The organism is Flavobacterium sp. LS1R10 (assembly GCF_003968825.1).
Lineage (GTDB): Bacteria > Bacteroidota > Bacteroidia > Flavobacteriales > Flavobacteriaceae > Flavobacterium.
The window spans coordinates 105,695-125,484 of sequence record NZ_RYDH01000004.1 but is presented as its reverse complement, the minus strand read 5'-3'; the positions used below and the strand labels follow the sequence as shown (position 1 = coordinate 125,484).

The following is a 19,790-nucleotide window of genomic DNA, read 5'->3' as shown; positions in this document are numbered from 1 at the left end:
TTTAAATTAAGATTTTATTTGTCCCACCAAACTTTAGTGTTAATATCATCTGTACCCAACATTTCAACTGCTTTGAGGTAATTTTGCTGGTTGTTGATTTGAATGCTCGTTGGATAATAAAAACGGGAAGGCATAATTCCATTATTTTCCATGGCAGTCGTTTTTGGAAGAATTGGGAATCCAGTTCTGCGGTATTCAAACCACTGTTGGTAATCGATAAAATAAAGGGCATAATATTTTTGAAGCATGATTCTTTCTAAAGTACCATCATAAGCTGCTAATGAATTATCAAAATAAGTACTGGGTATTGTGGCTCCCAATTGCTCCATGGCGGCCTTAACTCCTTTTTTATAATGCGTTTCGGCATCCGTAGTGAATCCTCTTTGTGCCATTTCGGCTTTTATAAAGGCTACTTCGGCATACGTCATCAAGAAAATATTCATGGGATTTGTTATCTGAGTTGCATTAAACGTAGAAGCATTGTAAGCAAACTGAGATTCAGCTCCTGCATAGGCACTGGGAATTCCTTTGTAGCCTATGGAAACATTGTTCAAGTCTCTTGCAACACCGGCAATAAAAGATCTTCGGGGATCGGCCATGGTGTTTAGATTGTCTATAAAAAAAGAGGCTATTTTTACGTTTAAACTAAAATCCTGCGGTCTTCCCCAAGGAGAAACATTAGGGGTTACCCCAGTTACTTTCAGGATGGCAGATTCGGATGTGTTTTCAAAAACAGGGTATTGTGTTGGATTTTGAATCATCGTTGCCAACTTTTGAAAAGCATTGGTTTCGGTACGGTTGGATATTCTCAACAACAAACGCATTTGAAGGGAATTAGTGAATTTTCTCCATTTTGTGACATTGTTTTGAAAGAGGATGTCACTGGCATAAATCATAGGTGTAGCGGAATTATAAAGGGCATTTGCTCGTTCTAAATCGGCTAAAATAGTGGTGTAAATTAATTCCTGAGAATCAAATGCGGGATAAAGGTTGCCTTCCTCACCGTTTACAGCTTCGGTCATGGGAACCGGTCCAAAAATATCCGTAAGATTGGCATACACCCAAGCATTTAGTGTCAGTGCAATGGCTTCATAATTGCGATCCTCTGCCCGTATCGCCGCAGTTTTCATTTCCTTGATATTATTGAGCCATTTGTAATAATTAGCCCAGGACGAATAGCCTATTTCCTGACTTAAATCATAACGGTGAAGCCCTCCGGAAACGCTGGGAAAGGGGAGCGATACCTGCATCAAATCGAACGTGACACCCGCACTTCGGGTCGCGTTGTGTGTAGCCAGACCATAAATAATAGGATTAATTAATGTTCCCGGACTTATCTGGGCAATCCGGTTAGGGTCTTCATTGAGCTCGCTAAAATCGCCCGTGCAAGCAAAGTTTAGCAGTATTAGAACTAAAGTTGTAGTAAAAATTTGTATTTTTTTCATCTTTAAATAATAGTTTAGAAATTCACTTTTAAATTAAAACCATAGGTAGCAGGGGTGGGCATTTGACCCATTTCGATACCGGGTAAAATAGTATCTCCATTTAAGGCTGCCGTTTCCGGATCGAAAATAGGAAAGTCAGAAAGAACCGCTAAGTCTCTACCGAAAACCGATACATCTAAACTTGTAATGCCGGTATTCTTAAGCCATATTGGAGAGAAACTGTATTGCAGACTTACTTCTCTCAATTTTACATAAGAAGCTTCAAAAGAGTTGGACTCGACATTGGCTCTGCGGTAATACCTGGCGTACCAGTCCGGAGTCAGTGCCTCAGTAGTGTTTTGAGAATACGTACCATCGGAATTTAATACAACTCCTTCGCCTACAATCACTCCTTCTTCGCGTCCTTTTATGGTAGATCTGATTTTACCCATTTCAGATAGTTTATGATGGGTTTGGGAATAGATGATACCGCCAAGTTGACCATCCAACATGACATTTAAACCTATGTTTCCAAATTTAAAACTGTTGTATAATCCGGCTCTCCAATCCGGAGTGGCATCGCCTATGTATTGAATTTCATCCGGATAGGCCGGTAAACCCGCATTGTCATATACAATCTGACCGTCAGGAGATCGTACAAAACCGTAGCCGTATATTGCGGTTGTTGTGCCACCCTCTTTGGCAATCAATGTGGCTGAACCTCCTGAACCAATGGTTTGTTGTCCCTGAATACCATCGGCAAGTTCCATGACGCGATTCCAGTTTTTGGACCAAGTTAAAGTGGTTGACCACTTAAATTTATCCATATTGACAATTTTTCCGGTTAGGGTGAGTTCAACTCCTCGATTTCGAACTTCGCCAGAATTCATGATGCCGGAACTGAATCCCGTTGTGATGTCTAAGGGAACAGAAATAATTTGGTTTTTAGTCGTTGTCTGATAGACCGTCGCGTCAAAATTGATTCTGTTTTTGAATAATCGCCCTTCAAAACCGGTTTCAATACTGGTGGTGATTTCCGGTTTAAAATTGGCATTATACAAGGTTGATGGCGCTACTGCTGAACTTGCAAAGGCAGATTGATCGTAGTATTTACTGGTTCTATACGGATCAGTATCATTACCCACTTGGGCAAGAGACAATCGGTATTTAAAATATTCCAGTGATTTGGGTAAGTTGAATATTTCAGAAAGAATAAAACTGGTATTTACAGAAGGGTAAAAGAAAGAATTGTTTTGTACTGGTAAAGTACTGGACCAGTCGTTTCTGCCCGTAACATCTAAGAAAATCTGATCTTTAAAAGAAAGGGAGAACAGTCCGTACAAGCTATTGACTTTTTTATAACTGTCATTTACACTTATGATTGGATTGCTGATCCCATTTGCCAATTTATAAACATCAGGAACGACCAAGCCTTCCACAGCAGCATCCATCCTTTGGTATTTATAGCTCATCGCATTTCCACCTGCTGACGCAGAAAAGGAAAAATCGTTTGACAGCTTATTCTTGTAAGTCAATAAAAAATCAGAATTTACTTCCTGCATAAATACATCCTGTGTTCTAAAAAATCCTTTAGCATACCGGTTGATACTGTAGGGTCTTTTTTGCTCCCGATCCTGATGGTAGGTGTTTAAAGCAGTTCTCAATAAAAGATCTAAATTGGGAGCCAACTGGATTGTGGCGTTCAGATTTCCCACGATTTGGTTACTCGCTAAGGAATTTGTAGCTTCATTGGCAATTAAATAGGGATTATCAATATAACTACTGAAGGGTTGCAGCTGTTGGATTTGGTTTTGACCTTGTCTCCAAATAGGGCGGTACCAATCGAGATCTACATTTGGATTTTGGAAAATCGTAAAGTAGGCGATAGAGCCATTATTGTAACCGGTACTCGGTAAATTGTCACTGTCTCTGTTGTTGTAATTGATCACCGAAGCAATTTTAATTTTATCCGATATTTTATAATCCGCATTCACAGAGGCTGTAATTCTTTCAAATCCGGTATTAGGCATGATCCATTCATTTTTAGAATGACCAATAGACATTCTCATGGAACCATTTTTGTCCCCGCCTTGAAGCGTGAGGTTGTTGTTTATAGTAATTCCGGTACGCCAGAAATCTTTAATATTATTCTTGTAGGGAATCCAAGGGGTTCTTTCGGTTCCTTGAGTCTGCGTTACAGGATCGTATTGAAAATAGGATTGTCCGTCAAATTTTGGTCCCCAGGCGCTACTGGTGGAACCCGTATTGTTTCCATCGGAAGAACTTAAATAGGAATAATATGGATTTCCATTTCGATCAAATGATTTTCCGGTACCCTGACCATATTCATATTGGTAATCTGGCCAACGTTGAATGACGTCAAAAGTGACTCCTGTATTATAGCTAATCCCAAGGCCTTTGTTCTTTTTACCGGATTTGGTAGTGATAATTAACGCACCATTTGCGGCACGACTTCCATAAAGTGCAGTGGCTCCGGGTCCTTTTAAGACTGTTACGTTTTCGATATCATCAAGGTTAAGGTCTGAAATACCGTTACCAAAATCAACTGGAGAATCGCGGCCCATATACGCACTGTCAGATCCTGAGCTGGTTATTTTACTGTTTAAGGGAACACCATCTACAATAATTAAGGCATTATTCCCATTGGGATTCAACGAATTATTTCCTCTTAAGGTAATTTGTTGGGAATTTAGAGGCCCGGATCCTGAGGAAACGATATTTAAACCGGCCACTTTTCCTTTTAGGCCTGAAGACCAGTTATTTGGAGCAGTTTGTGCCAGATTATCAGCATTGATGGTTTGTTGCGAAAAACCCAATTGTTTTTCCTGTCTTTTAATTCCTAAAGCGGTTACCACAACCTCGTTCAGCGCATTAGTGTTCGCTGTTAAGCGGATTACCAGTGGCGCAGAATTATTTGCGGATACTTCTTTGTCATCAAAACCCATATAGGAAACTACTAAAATTGCATTAGCCGTGGAGGTGGTCAGACTAAATTTTCCGTCAAAATCAGTTGTGGTGCTGTTTGTAGTTCCTTTTTCTAAAACGCTTGCTCCAGGTAAAGGCAAGCCTTGAGAATCATTTACTGTGCCGCGGGTGAGCTGCTGGATTGAAGGAGATTTGGTTACAGAAATGGTATTGTTGATGCGGCGAAATTGAAAGCCAGTTTGGGCGGTAATTTTATTTAAAATAGTATGTATGCTTTCCTTGTTTACCACTAAAGTCAAACGTTGTTTTGAAGAGGCGATTGCTTCGTCAAAAACAAAGGTGTAAGGAGTCTTTTTTTCTAAGATATCAAAGACTTCCCTGATTTGGATTTCTTTGATGTCGATGGAGAAGTTTTTCTCCTCGGTAGTTATAGTTGTATAAGGCATTGCAGCCATTTCAGAAAATATGAAGAGGAAACTGAACAGGTACAGGTATTTTTTTAATTTTAGGGGAAAAAGAAATTGGATTTTCAAATTCATTTTAATAGGTTTTAAATATTTATTTTGTTTTAATGGGATCTCAATTCGAATGCCACTTAAGTATTGGTTTTAATAGCGAATTCCAGCATTTACTTCTTTGGTTTTTCTCGTATAAAAATGGTGTTTTGGTTTTGAACGTGAATTTCTAATTGTTTTACCTCGGCAATACTGTTGAGGATAGTAGTGATATTTTCGTTTTTAAATTTTCCGGTAATCCGGAGTTGTTCTAATTCCGGATGCTCAAAAAGAATGGTCACATTAAATTTATTTTTCAAAATTGCGGCTGTTTCGCCAAGGCTTGTATTTTCGAGTACTATAATATTTTTAGTCCAAGCCAAGAAATCTTCCCGGGTATTGTTTGTGAGCAGTGGAAGCTGTGATGTATGAAAACGCAGTTGTTGATTTTTAGTTAGCAATACGTTGTGATTGGGATTTTCTTTAGAATTCACGGTTACTTTTCCGGATAGCACACGGATGGTATTGGGGTAATTTTCATACGCGCTAATGGTAAAAGAAGTTCCTAAAACTTTGATTTTGAATTGAGGGGTTTCTACTGTAAAAGGACTTTTTGGATTGCGAACTACTTTGAAATAAGCTTCTCCTTTAAGGTCTAGTTTTCGGTTGTTTTTGAAATTGGTTGCGTAAGTAACGCTGCTGTTGCCATTTAAAACCAGCTGACTGCCATCAGGCAAAAAGAGTGTTTTTATTTCCCCTTTGGCAGCGGATTGTGTGATGCGATTTGTACTGGTAGATTGGGTTATTACGAAAGAAATTCCGATAAAAAGAATTGCAATGGCAGCTATTTTGCCCATATTCGAATAGCGTTTTTGCAGCTTTCCTTTGGGCTTGTTAATGGTAGTATTTATTTTATGCAGGATTGCATTTCTTTTCTCTTGGGTTAAAGAAAGGATTATGATGTTTTGTTCTTTCTCTGTTTGTTTAAAGAAGAAGGTTTCTACAGCCTCTTTTTCGGATAGCGTGCATTTATTTTGAACATATTTTTGGGCTAATGTGAGGAAGTCTTCTTTTTGCAAAACGGGTCTTTTTACTATAAGTACCCGCTGGTATTGTTTTTACGTAGTGGGAAATTCAGTCTTAAAGATTTGGTAACAGAAGGGGGAGTGGATTAACATTGCAGCAACATTCCCGTAATAAAAATCGAGAATTGGCAGGGGTCAATCTTCATTTTAAGCAATTTCAATCCATCACTGATGTGCTTTTCTACGGTGCGGACTGAAATGTTTAATTTTTGGGCAATTTCAATATTGGTGTAATGTTCCAATCGGCTCAGGATTATGACTTCTTGGCTTCTGGGAGGGAGTTTCTTTATTTGCTTAAAAATTTCAGATTCAAATTCTTGGTATACTAAATGCTTGTCGGTTCCGGAAGGATTCGGGATGTTTTGGAGTATTTCAAGATGCCCGGAATCAAATTTTAAATCCCGAATGTGATTGGCAACTTTGTATTTGACGGCTCGGAGTAAATAACCTTCTAAATTTTCAATAAATGTATTGGCTGATTTTTCCCAGAGACTAATAAATATTTCCTGAACAATATCTTCGCAAATGGCTTCCTCTTTGTAGATTTTAAAAGCATAGGTATACAATCTTTTCCAATAACGGTCAAATAAGATGCCAAAGGCAAGCTGATCCTGGTGCTGCAATCTTGTTTGTAATTCCGTATCGGATAATAGCAGTAGTGTTGTTTTCATGCTGTAGTAGTTGCTACAAATGAAATCAATTTTAACAAGCTGGGATTCGAAAGGAGTTTAAGCTATGGTTAACGAATGTCGATGATTTATCCCCAACGGTGTTAAACATTTTTTTTTCTGGTTATTAAAAAGAAAAACGGCGCTGAAATAAGCGTCGTTTTTTATAAAGTGAAAATGGAAGGTTTTAGTTTAGCATTTTTTTCCGCTGACTTTTGCCATTGTTGCCGCACACTTTTTTCCTTCGGCTTTGCATTTTGTTTTGCATGTTTCAACTTCTGCGGCAGTCATTGCTTTGGAGTCTTTTTTGGCACAACAGGATTCTTTTTTAGCTTTTGCGACAGCTTTTACTTCTTGCGCACTAAGAGCAGTAGTAAAGAATGCAATTGCAACAAATGTTAGTATTTTTTTCATGTTATAAATTTTAAAGTTGGTTTATTTACTTTGGATATTGGTCCAAATATAGATAATAATGCGAATCAATTTTAAAATTCAGAGTACTATTAAAAATATAAGTAAGTTTTATTTTTTATAAATATACTTTTTAAGTATTTCTCTAAATAAGTTTTGCTGTTCTGCCATTAATAGGATTATTTTACAGGACTGTCCGTAACTAATACCACTTAATTATTCCAGCCACGAATTACCCGAATTACGCGGAATTTTTATTTTAATTTTAAAAAAAAAATTGCTGAAAATTAATGTGATTCGGTGCTAACTTTTTTAGGAATAGTTCTCTTTTGTAAATATAGTCCACTTAGTCGAGAGTCCTTTTGTTTTTTAGCAACTGTCATTTTACAGAATTATCCAAACGCTATAATTTAACTGTTCAAATATAAAATATTTTTTAGTAAAACACTCTTTTTTACCGTTTAAAAGCTATTATTACCGTTTAAACGCATAAAAATGTATTTTTTCTGCTTTTTTTGTAAAAAAAATAGGCAAGGCAGTACTGAGTTTCTACAAATAGAGGCGTAATAATTTCTAAAAACACTTAAACAGGATTTTAATTTACTGTAATAACAAATCGTGCTTGTTTTAATTTTTTTTCCATCTTTTTTACGGATTAAAACGCAATTTTTAACTAATTTTAGCACCTTATTCAGAGTATACAGCTAGGTCAAAAAGGAGTCAAAAGCATCTTAAATAGTATGGCTTTCAGTCTTTTGTTTTTAATTAATTTAAAGGTTTAGGCTGCTTTTTGCTACTCCTTATTCGCGTTAATAATACAGTTTTATTAAAAAATATGAATTCATCTTCTGATAATGCAACACAAATTGACACTGCCGTTATTGCACAGCAAACCGTGTATCCTGTCCTGTTTTCTATTGCATTTGCTCATTTGCTCAATGATTTATTACAGGCCGTTATTCCGGCCGCGTACCCTATTTTAAAAGAAAATTTTAATTTGACCTTCACCCAAATCGGGTTAATTACCTTGGCCTATCAATTAGCGGCTTCCATTTTGCAACCGATCGTGGGACTCTACACGGACAAAAGACCAAAACCATTTTCCCAAATTTTCGGAATGCTTTTTACCTTATCCGGAATTGTGGGTTTGTCCTATGCGTCCAGTTTTTCAATGATCATAGTGTCGGTTGTATTGGTCGGGATCGGTTCGTCTATTTTTCATCCTGAAGCATCCCGAATCTCCTTTTTGGCCTCTGGAGGAAAACGGGGTTTGGCACAATCCATTTTTCAGTTGGGGGGCAATGCCGGAACGGCGATCGGGCCTTTACTGGTTGCCTTAATTGTGGTTCCTAATTCCCAATATTACATCATTTGGTTCGTCGCCGTCGCCCTTATTGGATTGGTTGTTTTGAGTAGGATTGCCCTGTGGTATCAAAATCATTTGAGTTTAAGGAGCGCTAAAAAAACGGTAATCAATTTGCCTAATTTGTCCCAAAAAACGATCGCAATCTCCGTGGGAATTTTGATGGTTTTGATATTTTCAAAATTCTTTTACATGGCCAGTATGTCCAGTTATTTTACCTTTTATTTAATCGAAAAATTTGGATTATCAGTACAGGATGCCCAGTTTCACTTGGTTCTGTTTTTAGCCTCTTGTGCAATAGGAACTTTAATTGGCGGGCCTTTGGGCGATAAATACGGCAGGAAATACGTCATTTGGTTCTCTGTCTTGGGAGCCGCGCCTTTTACCTTACTGTTGCCGTTTGTCGATTTATTTTGGACCGGAGTCCTTTCCGTCCTCATTGGAACTATAATGTCCTCAGCCTTTCCGGCTATTCTGGTTTTTGCACAGGAACTACTGCCTAAAAAACTCGGAATGGTTTCTGGACTTTTCTATGGTTTCGCCTTCGGAATGGGAGGTTTAGGCTCTGCTTTACTCGGAAATCTAGCAGATCACACCAGCATCACTTATGTCTATTACCTGTGTGCCTATTTGCCGCTGATCGGAATTATTGCTTTCTTTTTGCCTAATTTAAAGAAAAAATAATACTTTTTCGTAGCTATATTTACTTCGTCAGTTCGCTTCGCTCGTATCCTGCTCTGTACTTGTATTCCAAGGTAATAAAAACTACAGCTGAAAAAGCCTCGTTTTTCTAAATCGGGAGATGCTGTTGCGATCAGAGCTCTAGGTATTTGGTTTCCTAATGGCATTATTTTTTAAAGGGCTTCGTTCTGGTTTTTATAAAAATTAGTAGAATTTTAAGAGTTGTTTTCCCTCTATAGTGTGTTTATTTCGATACCTTACAGTGTTACTAATTATTAAAATAAACAAGTATGGCAACAGTACGATTAGGCGATATTGCTCCTGATTTTGAAGCAGAAACGTCACAAGGAAAAATAGAATTTCATCAATGGCTAGGAGATTCTTGGGGTATTTTGTTCTCACATCCCGCTGATTTTACACCGGTTTGCACCACTGAGTTAGGAACAGCAGCACTGTATTATCCTGAATTTAAAAAACGAAATGTCAAGGTAATCGCATTGAGCGTAGATGGCGTCGATTCACACATGGAATGGATTAAAGACATCAATGAAACTCAAAATACTACTGTAGATTTCCCTATAATAGCCGATGAAGGCAAGCATATCGCGGAACTATATGACATGATTCATCCCAACGCAAGTGAGAGTTTCACTGTTCGTTCCGTTTTTATAATAGGACCAGACAAAAAAATAAAATTGACATTGACCTATCCGGCATCAACCGGTAGAAATTTTGATGAATTATTGCGTGTCATCGATAGTCTGCAATTGACAGCTAATTACAGCGTGGCCACACCAGCCAATTGGAAAGATGGAGATAGCGTTGTAATTTCGCCTGCGGTTAAAGATGAAGATATCCCGACTAAATTTCCAAAAGGCTACGAAAGGGTCAAACCGTATTTGCGTATGACTCCGCAGCCCAATAAATAATATTTTTTAGAAAACCGTATAAACATGAAAGCAGAATGAAAATAAATTCATTCTGCTTTTCTATTTTGTCAAAAATTAAAAATTACTTCTTATTGGTGATTAATAAACCAGAAACAATGATGCCCATACTAATAATTTGTATCAATCCAATTGCTTGATTTAGGAAAAAGTAAGCAAGAATACCGCTGAATATTGGGATTAAATAATAGATTAGAGCTGTTTTAGATGTGCCTATCAATCGTATGGCTTCGTTCCACAAATAGAAAGAAACCAGCGAAGCAAAAATGCCAACATAGGAGGTAATCAGTATCGTTTTAGTGTCAAAAACAACTTTTTTGTAAAGCAAATGTTCACAAAGATAAAAAGGAAAAAGGAGCAGTGTGCCTATTACAAAAACACTAAACAAAAATACTTTTGGTGTTAATTCAGGTGGTTTTTTACGCACTAAAATAGTGTAATACGCAAAAAAGAAGCAAGCCACAAGCATCAATAAATCCCCAATGGTAAAGTTTATTTTTAGCAAGGCCTGAAGCGAACCTTTGGTAATTAGCACTAGAACCCCTGTGATTATAGTTACAATTCCTATGATTTTTAGATTAGAAACGGTCTCTTTAAAAATAATTCTGGAGATTACAACAATAAATAACGGAATCGAAATGGCGATTAGCGATAAATTCACAGCACTCGTTGTTTTTCCTGCAATGTAAATTAACGTGTTGAAAATAGTGATTCCCAATACCGCCGTAAACACAAGATACCGGAGGTGTTTTTTAACAATTGTGAAATTTCTAGTAGTGCTTTTTAAAGCAAATGGAGCCAAAACGAGACATGCAATTGTCCAGCGCCAAAAGGCCAGTCCTATAGGAGGAATGTGGTCTTTTATGCCACTGGCGATGACCATATTTACGGACCATAACAAGGTAGCAAATAAGGCAAATAGAACTCCTTTAGTGGGATTACTCATTAAACCAAATTATGAATTTTAGCATACTGTAGTAACATAATAGTCTTGGCATCCTGCATTTGACCAGATTCAATCATGGCATACGCTTCTTCAAAAGACATTTCAATCACATCTATATTTTCTTCCTCATGTGCTACTCCGCCACCGTCACTTACTTTCAAAGATTCATCGTACTCGCCAACAAATAAATACAATATTTCAGTTACAGCTCCTGGCGACATATATGTTTCCATGACTTTTTTGACTGTAGAAATACGATATCCTGTTTCTTCTTCGGTTTCTCTAATGATGCATTGCTCCGGATTGTCTTGATCCAAAAGGCCGGCACAAACCTCAATCATCATTCCTGATTTATTTCCGTTAAGATAGGTTGGCAAGCGAAACTGGCGTGTAAGAATAACGGTTTTTTGTAAAGTGTTATAAAGTAAAATGGCGGCTCCGTTTCCTCTATCATAGACTTCTCTTTTTTGGGTAATCCAGGAGTCGTCTTTTTTTTGATAGTCAAAAGTGACTTTGTTTAAAAGGTACCAATTGTCTGAGAGCAATTCGGTTTTTTGTATTTTAATGGTTGGGTTTTTCATTCGTAGGAATTGATTTTTAAACTAAAAAAAACGTCCCGATTTATCGGGACGTTTCATAATCTTATTTCAGAATCGTTTGCTTTCTGTCTGGACCTACAGAAACAATTTTGATAGGCACTTCTACTTCTTTTTCGATGAATTCAATGTATTCTTTTAATTCGATTGGTAACTCATCATATGTGGTCATACCAGTCAAATCTTGTTTCCATCCTTTGAAATCCTGATACACTGGAGTTACATTTTCCGGTTCAATGTTGTATGGGAAATGTGAAATATTTTCTCCTTTATAATTGTATTCCGTACATACTTTCAACGTTTCAAATCCTGAAAGGACATCCCCTTTCATCATCATCAGTTGGGTTACACCATTCACCTGAACCGCATATTTCAGTGCTACTAAGTCTAACCAGCCACAACGTCTTTGTCTGCCGGTTACTGATCCAAATTCATTTCCAACACGGGCCATAGTTGCACCATCTTCGTCAAAAAGTTCAGTAGGGAACGGGCCACTTCCAACGCGTGTTACATAGGCTTTGAAGATTCCGTATACTTCCTTGATTTTATTTGGAGCAATCCCTAAACCGGTACAAGCGCCTGCGGCAGTTGTATTAGAGGAAGTCACAAATGGATAGGTTCCAAAATCAACATCTAATAACGAACCTTGGGCTCCTTCACATAATATTGATTTACCTGCTTTTTGCGCTTGGTGTAAATATTCTTCGCTATCAATAAAGTCTAATTTTTTTAGCTCTTCGATAGCTTCAAAAAATTCTTTTTCTAATTCTTCTAAATTGTATTGTATCGCAACATCATAGAATTTTATCATGGCTTCGTGCTTGTCAGCCAAAGCTCTGTAACGATCTGTAAAATCTTCTAATTCAATATCACCCACACGGATTCCGTTTCTTCCGGTTTTGTCCATATAAGTAGGGCCAATTCCTTTTAAAGTAGAACCAATTTTTGCTTTTCCTTTAGATGCTTCTGATGCGGCATCTAACAAGCGGTGCGTTGGCAAAATTAAATGCGCTTTTCTTGAAATGATTAATTTGTTTTTGATGTCTAAATTAAATTTTTCAAGGCCTTCAATTTCTTTTTGAAAAACTACAGGATCAATTACAACTCCGTTTCCAATGATGTTTACAGCAGTTTTATGAAAAATACCGGAAGGAATAGTTCTAAGAACATGTTTTATTCCATCAAATTCTAAAGTGTGTCCTGCATTTGGACCTCCTTGAAAACGTGCAATAATGTCATATTTCGAAGTAAGAACATCCACAATTTTTCCTTTTCCTTCATCTCCCCATTGCAACCCTAGTAATAAATCTACCGTCATTCTATATGTTATTTGTAGTTAATTTTTATATTTAGGAACGATCTTGTTCGTCCAGAGTATTCTTTTCCTTTTTTACACCGTAAAGGTATAAGGAGTGATTTGTAATTTCTATATCGAAAATTTCCTCAATTGTTTTTTTGATGCTTTGGATTCTAGGGTCACAAAACTCGATTACTTCACCGGTATCAGTCATGATAATGTGATCGTGCTGTTTGTCAAAATATGATTTTTCGTAATGTGCCTGATTCTGTCCAAATTGGTGTTTGCGCACTAAAGCACAGTCCAATAATAATTCGATAGTATTGTAAAGGGTTGCCCTACTAACCCGATAGTTTTTATTTTTCATTTTGATGTAGAGATTCTCTACGTCAAAATGTTCTTCACTATCGTAAATTTCCTGAAGAATAGCATAACGTTCTGGCGTTTTGCGATGTCCTTTTTTTTCAAGATACATTGTAAAAACATTTTTTACAATTTCTTGATTCTTGTTGTTATCTGTGGAAATGAGTGTCATATGCTGGCAAAGATAAATTTTTTAGTTTAAAGATTAAAATTTCCGGTTTGTTTAGTTTCAAGTTTGTTCCGTTTCAGGTATGAAAAGCTACATTATGTAAAAAACCAGCAACTTTTCTAGGTTTTATAAACTCGGGTTACCTTATCTATTCCATCAATCTTTTTGATATTATTGATTAATTTTTTTAAGATTGTATTGTTCTGAACAATTACGGCCACCTGCCCATGAAAGATACCTGCCTCTGTGCTCAAAGAAATACTCTGGATGTTCACATGCATATTATTCGAAATCACTTTTGTTAGCTGGTTGGTAAGTCCTAAAACATCCATTCCGGTTATGTTTATGATGGCTTTGAATTCTTCTTGGGAAGAGTCAATCCATTTGGCCGTCATGATCCGGTAGGCATAGTTGGATTGCATTCCAATCGCGTTTGGGCAATCTTTTTTATGCACTTTTATCCCTTCATTTATCGTGACAAACCCAAACACGTCATCCCCGGGAATTGGGTTGCAACACGGGGATAATTTATAATCCAGTTTGTCATGTTCTTTGCCAAATACGAGCATGTCATAATTGCTGCTTATTATTGGTTTATGAATGTCCTCATCAGCTGTGCTGGCGGTTCGTTTTATTTTATTCTTGAAAAAATTAATAAAAGTATTGCTTTTTTGGGCGGCATAATCTTTGAGTTGTTGGTTTTCTATAGCGCCAATCCCGACTCTGTAAAATAAATCTAAGCTTGTTTTTAACTTAAAAAAATTGACTAGCTCATTTACAACAGATTCATTTAAAGTTATTTTTAAATGCTTTAGTTTACGCGTCAGCAGTTCTTTTCCTTCTTCTCCAATTTTCTTGGTGTTCTCGTTTAAAACATTTTTTATCTTAGTTTTGGCTCTTGAAGTGGTCACATAATCCAGCCAGTTGATCGTTGGTTTTTGATGTTGTGACGTGATTACTTCAATTTGATCACCACTTTTTAATTCAAAATTCAACGGGACTAATTTTCCGTTTACACGTGTTCCCCTGGTGCGAATGCCTATTTCGGAGTGAATGCTGAAAGCAAAATCAAGCGATGTAGCACCTTTGGGCAAGGATTTTATTTCTCCCTTTGGGGTAAAAACAAAAATTTCTTTTGAATATAAATTCATCTTGAAATCCTCCACAAAATTTACTGCATTTGTCTCAGAATTCTCTAAGGCTTCTTTTAGTAAATTGAGCCAGACATCCAAACCACTTTCTTCGGTAGCGCCATTTTTATATTTGTAGTGCGCAGCATATCCTTTTTCGGCAATTTCATCCATGCGTTCGCTGCGTACCTGAACTTCAATCCAGCGCCCTTTGGGTCCCATTACGGTAATATGCAAGGCTTCGTAGCCAGTAGATTTTGGAGACGAAATCCAATCGCGCAACCTACTCGGGCTGGGCCTGTAGTGGTCCGTTACAATGGAGTATATTTTCCAAGCGATGAATTTTTCGTCATGGGGAGTTGATTTGTAAACAATTCGGAGTGCAAATTTATCATACACTTCGTCAAAACTTACATTTTGAGCCTGCATCTTTCTCCGGATGGAGTAGATTGATTTTGGACGGCCTTTTATGATATAATCAATTCCTTCAGTATCTAAGGATGTTTTTAAAATATTTGAAATAGCCTCAATATACGCATCCTGCTCCTCTTTAGTTTCTTTTATTTTACTTACGATTTCATTGTATACTGCTGGTTCCGTATATTTTAATCCTAAATCTTCCAGTTTTGTCTTGATATTGTACAAACCCAATCGATGGGCCAGTGGCGCATAAATGTACAAGGTTTCAGATGCAATTTTAGTCTGCTTGTCCTCTTGCATCGAATCCATGGTTTGCATGTTGTGCAGGCGATCAGCAAGTTTAATCAGGATTACGCGCACATCATCATTTAGCGTCAAAATCATCTTGCGAAAATTTTCGGCTTGCATTGAAACGTTTAGGTCTCTTTGCACCATAGATATTTTTGTTAATCCTTCAACAATTTGGGCTACTTTAGGATTAAATAAGCGCTCGATGTCCTGAATTGTAGTGGGTGTATCCTCGACCACATCGTGCAATAATGCACCTGCAATAGAGGTTGCTCCCAAACCTATTTCTGAAGCAACAATTTTTGCTACAGCGATAGGATGAAAAATGTAGGCTTCACCGGACTTTCTGCGTTGCTCTTTATGGGCTTCTACAGATACATCAAAGGCTTTTCGGATGAGTTTTTTGTCCTCATCACTCAAGGTTTGGTAGCTTATTCGAAGTAACTCTTTGTACTCCTGAGCTATAGCTTTATTTTCTTTTTCTAAATCTATTTCGATCATAACGGCATGGTTCATTTCTTAAAAATAGCAATAAGTTAGCAGATATGCAATTTTATTTAAGCACGATATTACAGGATTTTTTTAAACGCTAAATTTTGAAAGTCATAACTGAAATCAGTCCGTCCGGAAATGGGTTTTATTGTGATTCAGACTGCTTTTCAATTGCCCCACATTCTAAAAATAAATACACATCAGCATGAAAATAGGTATTATTCCATTTTACCACACAATTACTGTCTTTGCAGAAAAAATAGCACCATAAAGTTGTGGGAACGTTTGGAAGCAAAATAAAATTTCTCTTTTACTTGAAAGTTGCACTTCTCTAAACCAATTGTCTTTAGGTGTGCCAATGAAAATTTTGAAATCTCCTATCAAAAAAGCATTCATCTTCAGTCTAAAATCCCCGTTGTCTTTTGGCTTCAAAGATCAAGATGGCTGCTGCAACGGAAACATTCATAGAATCGATTTCGCCCTGCATTGGAATAATAATATTTCGCGTGGCTTCTTCTCGCCATGCTGCTGTCAAGCCAGTTGCCTCTGTTCCTACTACTAAAGCCGTTGGTGTGGTGTAATCTTGGGTATGATAGGAAGTGGAGTTTTGTAGCGTTGCACAATAAAAATTGATTTTTCGTTCCTTCAAAAAAGCAATAATTTCTGCTGTAGTTCCGGTTGCAATTTGGTTGGTAAACAAACAACCTACGCTGGAACGCACAATATTTGGGTTGTATAAATCGCTTTTTGGGTTGGCAATAATCACGGCATCCAGATTAGCAGCATCCGCAGTGCGCAACAAAGCGCCAATGTTTCCCGGTTTTTCAGGTGCTTCAGCAACTAGAATCAATGGGTTTTCGGATAATTCTAAATCGGATAATCGCAATGATTTGGTTTTGGCTATAGCCAAAATACCCTCGGTGGTATCGCGATAAGCCAGTTTCTGGTAGACTTCTTTGTTGATTTCGATCAATTCTGCATTTTCAGAAAATTGATGCGCTTCAGTTTCGGAACAAAGTTCAGATAAAAACAATAAAGTTTCTATTTCGTAACCGCCTTTGATGGCAATTGAAATTTCCCGTTTTCCCTCTATCAAAAAAGTACCGGATTGTTTGCGCGCTTTTGCTTTTTCCTGCAATTGCACTAAGGATTTTATGTGCGGATTTTGTATCGAAGTAATTTGTTTCAAGGCTTTCCTCTATTTAATTAAACACGACAAAGATACACAGAGAAAATCCAGTTTTCTAATCTGATCCGAATATTTATTTGGAAGCAATAGCAGCATTAATGCCAGTTGCTTTGGTTATTTTTACGAGTATTTTCTTTATTTTTGTAGAAATTCCATATTTAAAAAATTTCAATCTAAATGTTTTACTTTCTAGACTTTGTCGGTACGATTGCTTTTACCATGTCAGGCGCATTGACCGCTATGAGTAAAAAACTCGATCCTTTTGGGGTGTTCATCATTGCGTTTGTAACGGCTGTTGGCGGCGGAACCTTACGAGATGTTATGATTGGTAGGACGCCCGTGGGCTGGATGCTAGACCTGAATTACGTGTATGTGATTTTTTTTGGGTTTGTTTTGTCGATTATTTTCAGGAAAAAATTTGATCGTTTGCGCACTTCTTTGTTTTTATTTGATACCGTCGGGCTGGGCGTTTTTACATTAATTGGTCTTGAAAAAGGAATAAATATTGGTTTGCATCCTGTTATATGCATTGCATTAGGAACGATCACAGCTTGTTTTGGAGGGGTTATTCGGGATATTTTATGCAACGATATTCCGGTGATTTTCAGACGGGAAATTTACGCCACGATTTGTATTCTGGGCGGAATGCTATTTTTTATGCTTCGGGAATTTAATTTGGATAAGGATATTTTATACATAACAACGTCAATTTTTATTATTATAATTCGGTTGATGGCCGTAAAATTCAAATGGTATCTGCCCACTTTAGAACCTAAATAAAAAATGATTACTTTCACAAAGTCTAAAACCAAAGCGTGAAAAATTATACCGTCAAACGATATCAAAAAAGCGATTATGCCCATTGGAATTCCTTTATTGGTCAAGCCAAAAATGCAACCTTTTTGTTTCACCGTGATTTTATGGAATACCATGAGGATCGCTTTGAAGATTTTTCAGTACTGATTTATGACAAACAAAAACTGGTAGCAGTTTTGCCAGCTAATAAATTGGAAAACAGCATTTTTTCACATCAGGGTTTGACCTATGGCGGCTTGGTTTTTTCAGCTATAATAAAAGCAGAGATAGTAGCGGAACTTGTAGACTGTGTTTTGTCTTTTTTTAAAGACCATAGCATCCAATCCTTTTATTTGAAACAAATCCCTTTTTTTTATTTTTCAAAAGGAAATGCTGAAATGGAGTTTTTCTTGCTTAAAAAAGGCGCTTTTCTGGAGAAGAAAGAAATGAATTTGGCCATTAATTTAGCAATGCCACTGACTGTTTCTAAAAGTAAATTGAAGCATTTGAGAAAAATGGAAGCACTCGACTTGCAACTTGTCGAGGAAGCGGAGCCGGACTCTTTCTGGGAATTGGTTTTAGAACCAAGATTGCGTGAAAAATACAATGCAAAACCAGTTCATACCTTGCAAGAAATCACAAAATTAAAGGCATTGTTCCCTCAAAACATCAAACAATTTTCAGTGTATTATGACGATGTAATAGTTGCCGGAGTGACACTGTTTGAAACCGAAACGGTGGTGAAATCACAATATGGAGCCACCACTAAAAAAGGCGAGGAGTTGCGCGCATTGGATTTTGCATTTATTACCTTAATAGAAAAATACAAAAAACAAGGCATGCTTTTTTTTGATATGGGTATTGTTAATGATACTAATGAAAGCGGATTTCATGCCGGACTTTTGAAACAAAAAGAAGAATTAGGCTGTACGGTATATGGCCAAGACTTTTATAAAATGAATCTAGTATGATACCATTTTTAGATTTAAAAAAAACAAACAAGCCCTATGAAACCGCTTTTCAGGAAAAATTAAAAGGGTTTTTAGCGAATGGTTGGTATATTTTAGGGAATGAAGTCAGCGAGTTTGAAACCAATTTTGCGGCTTATTGCGGAACAAAATACTGTATTGGGACGGGAAATGGTTTTGATGCTTTAGTGCTCGTTTTTAAAGCCTATATCGTGTTAGGAAAACTGCAAAAAGGGGACGAAGTCATTGTGCCAGCAAACACGTACATTGCCAGTATTCTCGCTATTTTGCAAGCAGATTTAATTCCGGTTCTGAGCGAGCCAAAATTAGAAACCTATAACATGGATCCCGATTTAATTACAGCAAAAATCACTTCTAAAACGGGAGCGATTCTAGTGGTTCATCTCTACGGACAGCTGGCAGAAATGGAGAAAATAAATGAAATTGCTGTAGCAAACAATTTATTAGTAGTAGAAGATGCGGCTCAGGCTCACGGGGCTTCCTTTGAAGATGAAAGTGCGAAGACCCAAAACCAAAAGCCAAAAAACCAAGCCTATAGTTTTTATCCTGGGAAAAATCTAGGGGCATTAGGCGATGCCGGTGCCGTTACGACTAATGATTCTGAATTAGCCAGGGTTATTCAGTCGCTTCGAAATTACGGATCGGAAACCAAGTATTATAATGACTATGTAGGGATAAACTCCAGATTAGACGAATTGCAAGCTGCTTTTTTAAATGTGAAATTACCGTTTTTAAATGCTGAGAATGACCGCCGAAGAACAATTGCCAATCGCTATTTATCAGAAATAAAAAACGATAAAATAATACTTCCATTTTGGGATTTGTCAAACAATCATGTCTTTCATTTATTTGTCATTCGAACTCAGGATAGAACGGATTTACAAGAATATTTACGTCAAAACGGAATTCAAACGGTTATCCATTATCCAGTTTCGCCCCACCGTCAAAAAGCTTTCTCTTCTGAGACTGCGGGATGGAATATGTTGTCCTTTCCAATTACTGAAAAAATTCATGAAGAAGTTTTGAGTTTGCCCATAAGTCCTGCCTTGACACCGGAGGAGGTTCGTCATATTATTGCAATTTTAAATACATATTAA

The 19,790-nt window shown here is 37.1% G+C and carries 16 protein-coding genes; 5 read left to right on the top strand and 11 right to left on the bottom strand.

Features of this window, described 5'->3' with window-relative positions:
- Positions 1-14: 14 nt before the first annotated feature.
- The 5 genes from EKL96_RS09095 to EKL96_RS09075 all read right to left on the bottom strand — a co-directional run bounded on the left by EKL96_RS09095 (position 15) and on the right by EKL96_RS09075 (position 7,031).
- Entirely contained in the window at positions 15-1,445 is a 1,431-nt protein-coding gene (locus EKL96_RS09095) for a SusD/RagB family nutrient-binding outer membrane lipoprotein (RefSeq protein WP_126461154.1), read from the bottom strand.
- A 14-nt stretch (positions 1,446-1,459) separates the two neighbouring features.
- Positions 1,460-4,909 (bottom strand): SusC/RagA family TonB-linked outer membrane protein, encoded by a 3,450-nt coding sequence (locus EKL96_RS09090; RefSeq protein WP_126461151.1) that lies wholly within the window; start codon positions 4,907-4,909, stop codon positions 1,460-1,462.
- 89 nt (positions 4,910-4,998) lie between these two features.
- Positions 4,999-5,943 (bottom strand): FecR family protein, encoded by a 945-nt coding sequence (locus EKL96_RS09085; RefSeq protein ID WP_126461148.1) that lies wholly within the window; start codon positions 5,941-5,943, stop codon positions 4,999-5,001.
- Positions 5,944-6,035: 92 nt separating this feature from the next.
- The gene (locus EKL96_RS09080; RefSeq protein ID WP_126461145.1) at positions 6,036-6,620 is read right to left on the bottom strand and encodes an RNA polymerase sigma factor; all 585 of its coding nucleotides are present in this window, start codon (positions 6,618-6,620) and stop codon (positions 6,036-6,038) included.
- 189 nt (positions 6,621-6,809) lie between these two features.
- Positions 6,810-7,031, bottom strand: a complete 222-nt coding sequence (locus EKL96_RS09075) for a hypothetical protein (protein WP_126461142.1) — start codon at positions 7,029-7,031, stop codon at positions 6,810-6,812.
- A gap of 832 nt (positions 7,032-7,863) precedes the next feature.
- Here EKL96_RS09075 and EKL96_RS09070 point away from each other — a divergent pair.
- Positions 7,864-9,075: an MFS transporter gene (locus tag EKL96_RS09070; RefSeq protein WP_126461139.1), complete on the top strand. Its 1,212-nt coding sequence runs from the start codon at positions 7,864-7,866 to the stop codon at positions 9,073-9,075.
- A gap of 287 nt (positions 9,076-9,362) precedes the next feature.
- On the top strand, positions 9,363-10,001 hold the full coding sequence (locus EKL96_RS09065; protein ID WP_126461136.1) for a peroxiredoxin: 639 nt from the start codon (positions 9,363-9,365) through the stop codon (positions 9,999-10,001).
- 82 nt (positions 10,002-10,083) lie between these two features.
- Here the strand turns inward: EKL96_RS09065 and EKL96_RS09060 are convergent, their stop codons facing one another.
- The 6 genes from EKL96_RS09060 to EKL96_RS09035 form a co-directional block, all read right to left on the bottom strand.
- Positions 10,084-10,965 carry a DMT family transporter gene (locus EKL96_RS09060; protein ID WP_126453668.1) on the bottom strand — a complete coding sequence of 294 codons (882 nt, stop codon included), beginning with the start codon at positions 10,963-10,965 and terminating at the stop codon, positions 10,084-10,086.
- The gene (gene nudK / locus EKL96_RS09055; RefSeq protein WP_126461133.1) at positions 10,965-11,546 is read right to left on the bottom strand and encodes a GDP-mannose pyrophosphatase NudK; all 582 of its coding nucleotides are present in this window, start codon (positions 11,544-11,546) and stop codon (positions 10,965-10,967) included. Before nudK ends, EKL96_RS09060 begins: the two co-directional genes overlap by 1 nt.
- A 61-nt stretch (positions 11,547-11,607) precedes the next feature.
- Positions 11,608-12,879: an adenylosuccinate synthase gene (locus EKL96_RS09050; RefSeq protein WP_126461129.1), complete on the bottom strand. Its 1,272-nt coding sequence runs from the start codon at positions 12,877-12,879 to the stop codon at positions 11,608-11,610.
- A 31-nt stretch (positions 12,880-12,910) separates the two neighbouring features.
- Entirely contained in the window at positions 12,911-13,393 is a 483-nt protein-coding gene (locus EKL96_RS09045) for a Fur family transcriptional regulator (protein ID WP_126461125.1), read from the bottom strand.
- A gap of 116 nt (positions 13,394-13,509) precedes the next feature.
- Complete coding sequence (locus tag EKL96_RS09040; protein ID WP_126461121.1) at positions 13,510-15,729, bottom strand: RelA/SpoT family protein; 2,220 nt, start codon at positions 15,727-15,729, stop codon at positions 13,510-13,512.
- A 394-nt stretch (positions 15,730-16,123) separates the two neighbouring features.
- Entirely contained in the window at positions 16,124-16,909 is a 786-nt protein-coding gene (locus EKL96_RS09035) for a TrmH family RNA methyltransferase (protein ID WP_126461118.1), read from the bottom strand.
- 177 nt (positions 16,910-17,086) lie between these two features.
- On the opposite strand from EKL96_RS09035, the gene EKL96_RS09030 reads away from it, so the two are divergent.
- The 3 genes from EKL96_RS09030 to EKL96_RS09020 are packed head-to-tail and all read left to right on the top strand — an operon-like array spanning position 17,087 to position 19,790.
- The gene (locus tag EKL96_RS09030; protein WP_126461115.1) at positions 17,087-17,689 is read left to right on the top strand and encodes a trimeric intracellular cation channel family protein; all 603 of its coding nucleotides are present in this window, start codon (positions 17,087-17,089) and stop codon (positions 17,687-17,689) included.
- Positions 17,690-17,724: 35 nt separating this feature from the next.
- Positions 17,725-18,675, top strand: a complete 951-nt coding sequence (locus tag EKL96_RS09025) for a GNAT family N-acetyltransferase (protein ID WP_126461112.1) — start codon at positions 17,725-17,727, stop codon at positions 18,673-18,675.
- Positions 18,672-19,790: a DegT/DnrJ/EryC1/StrS family aminotransferase gene (locus EKL96_RS09020; RefSeq protein WP_126461108.1), complete on the top strand. Its 1,119-nt coding sequence runs from the start codon at positions 18,672-18,674 to the stop codon at positions 19,788-19,790. The genes EKL96_RS09025 and EKL96_RS09020 overlap by 4 nt, the downstream gene beginning before the upstream one ends.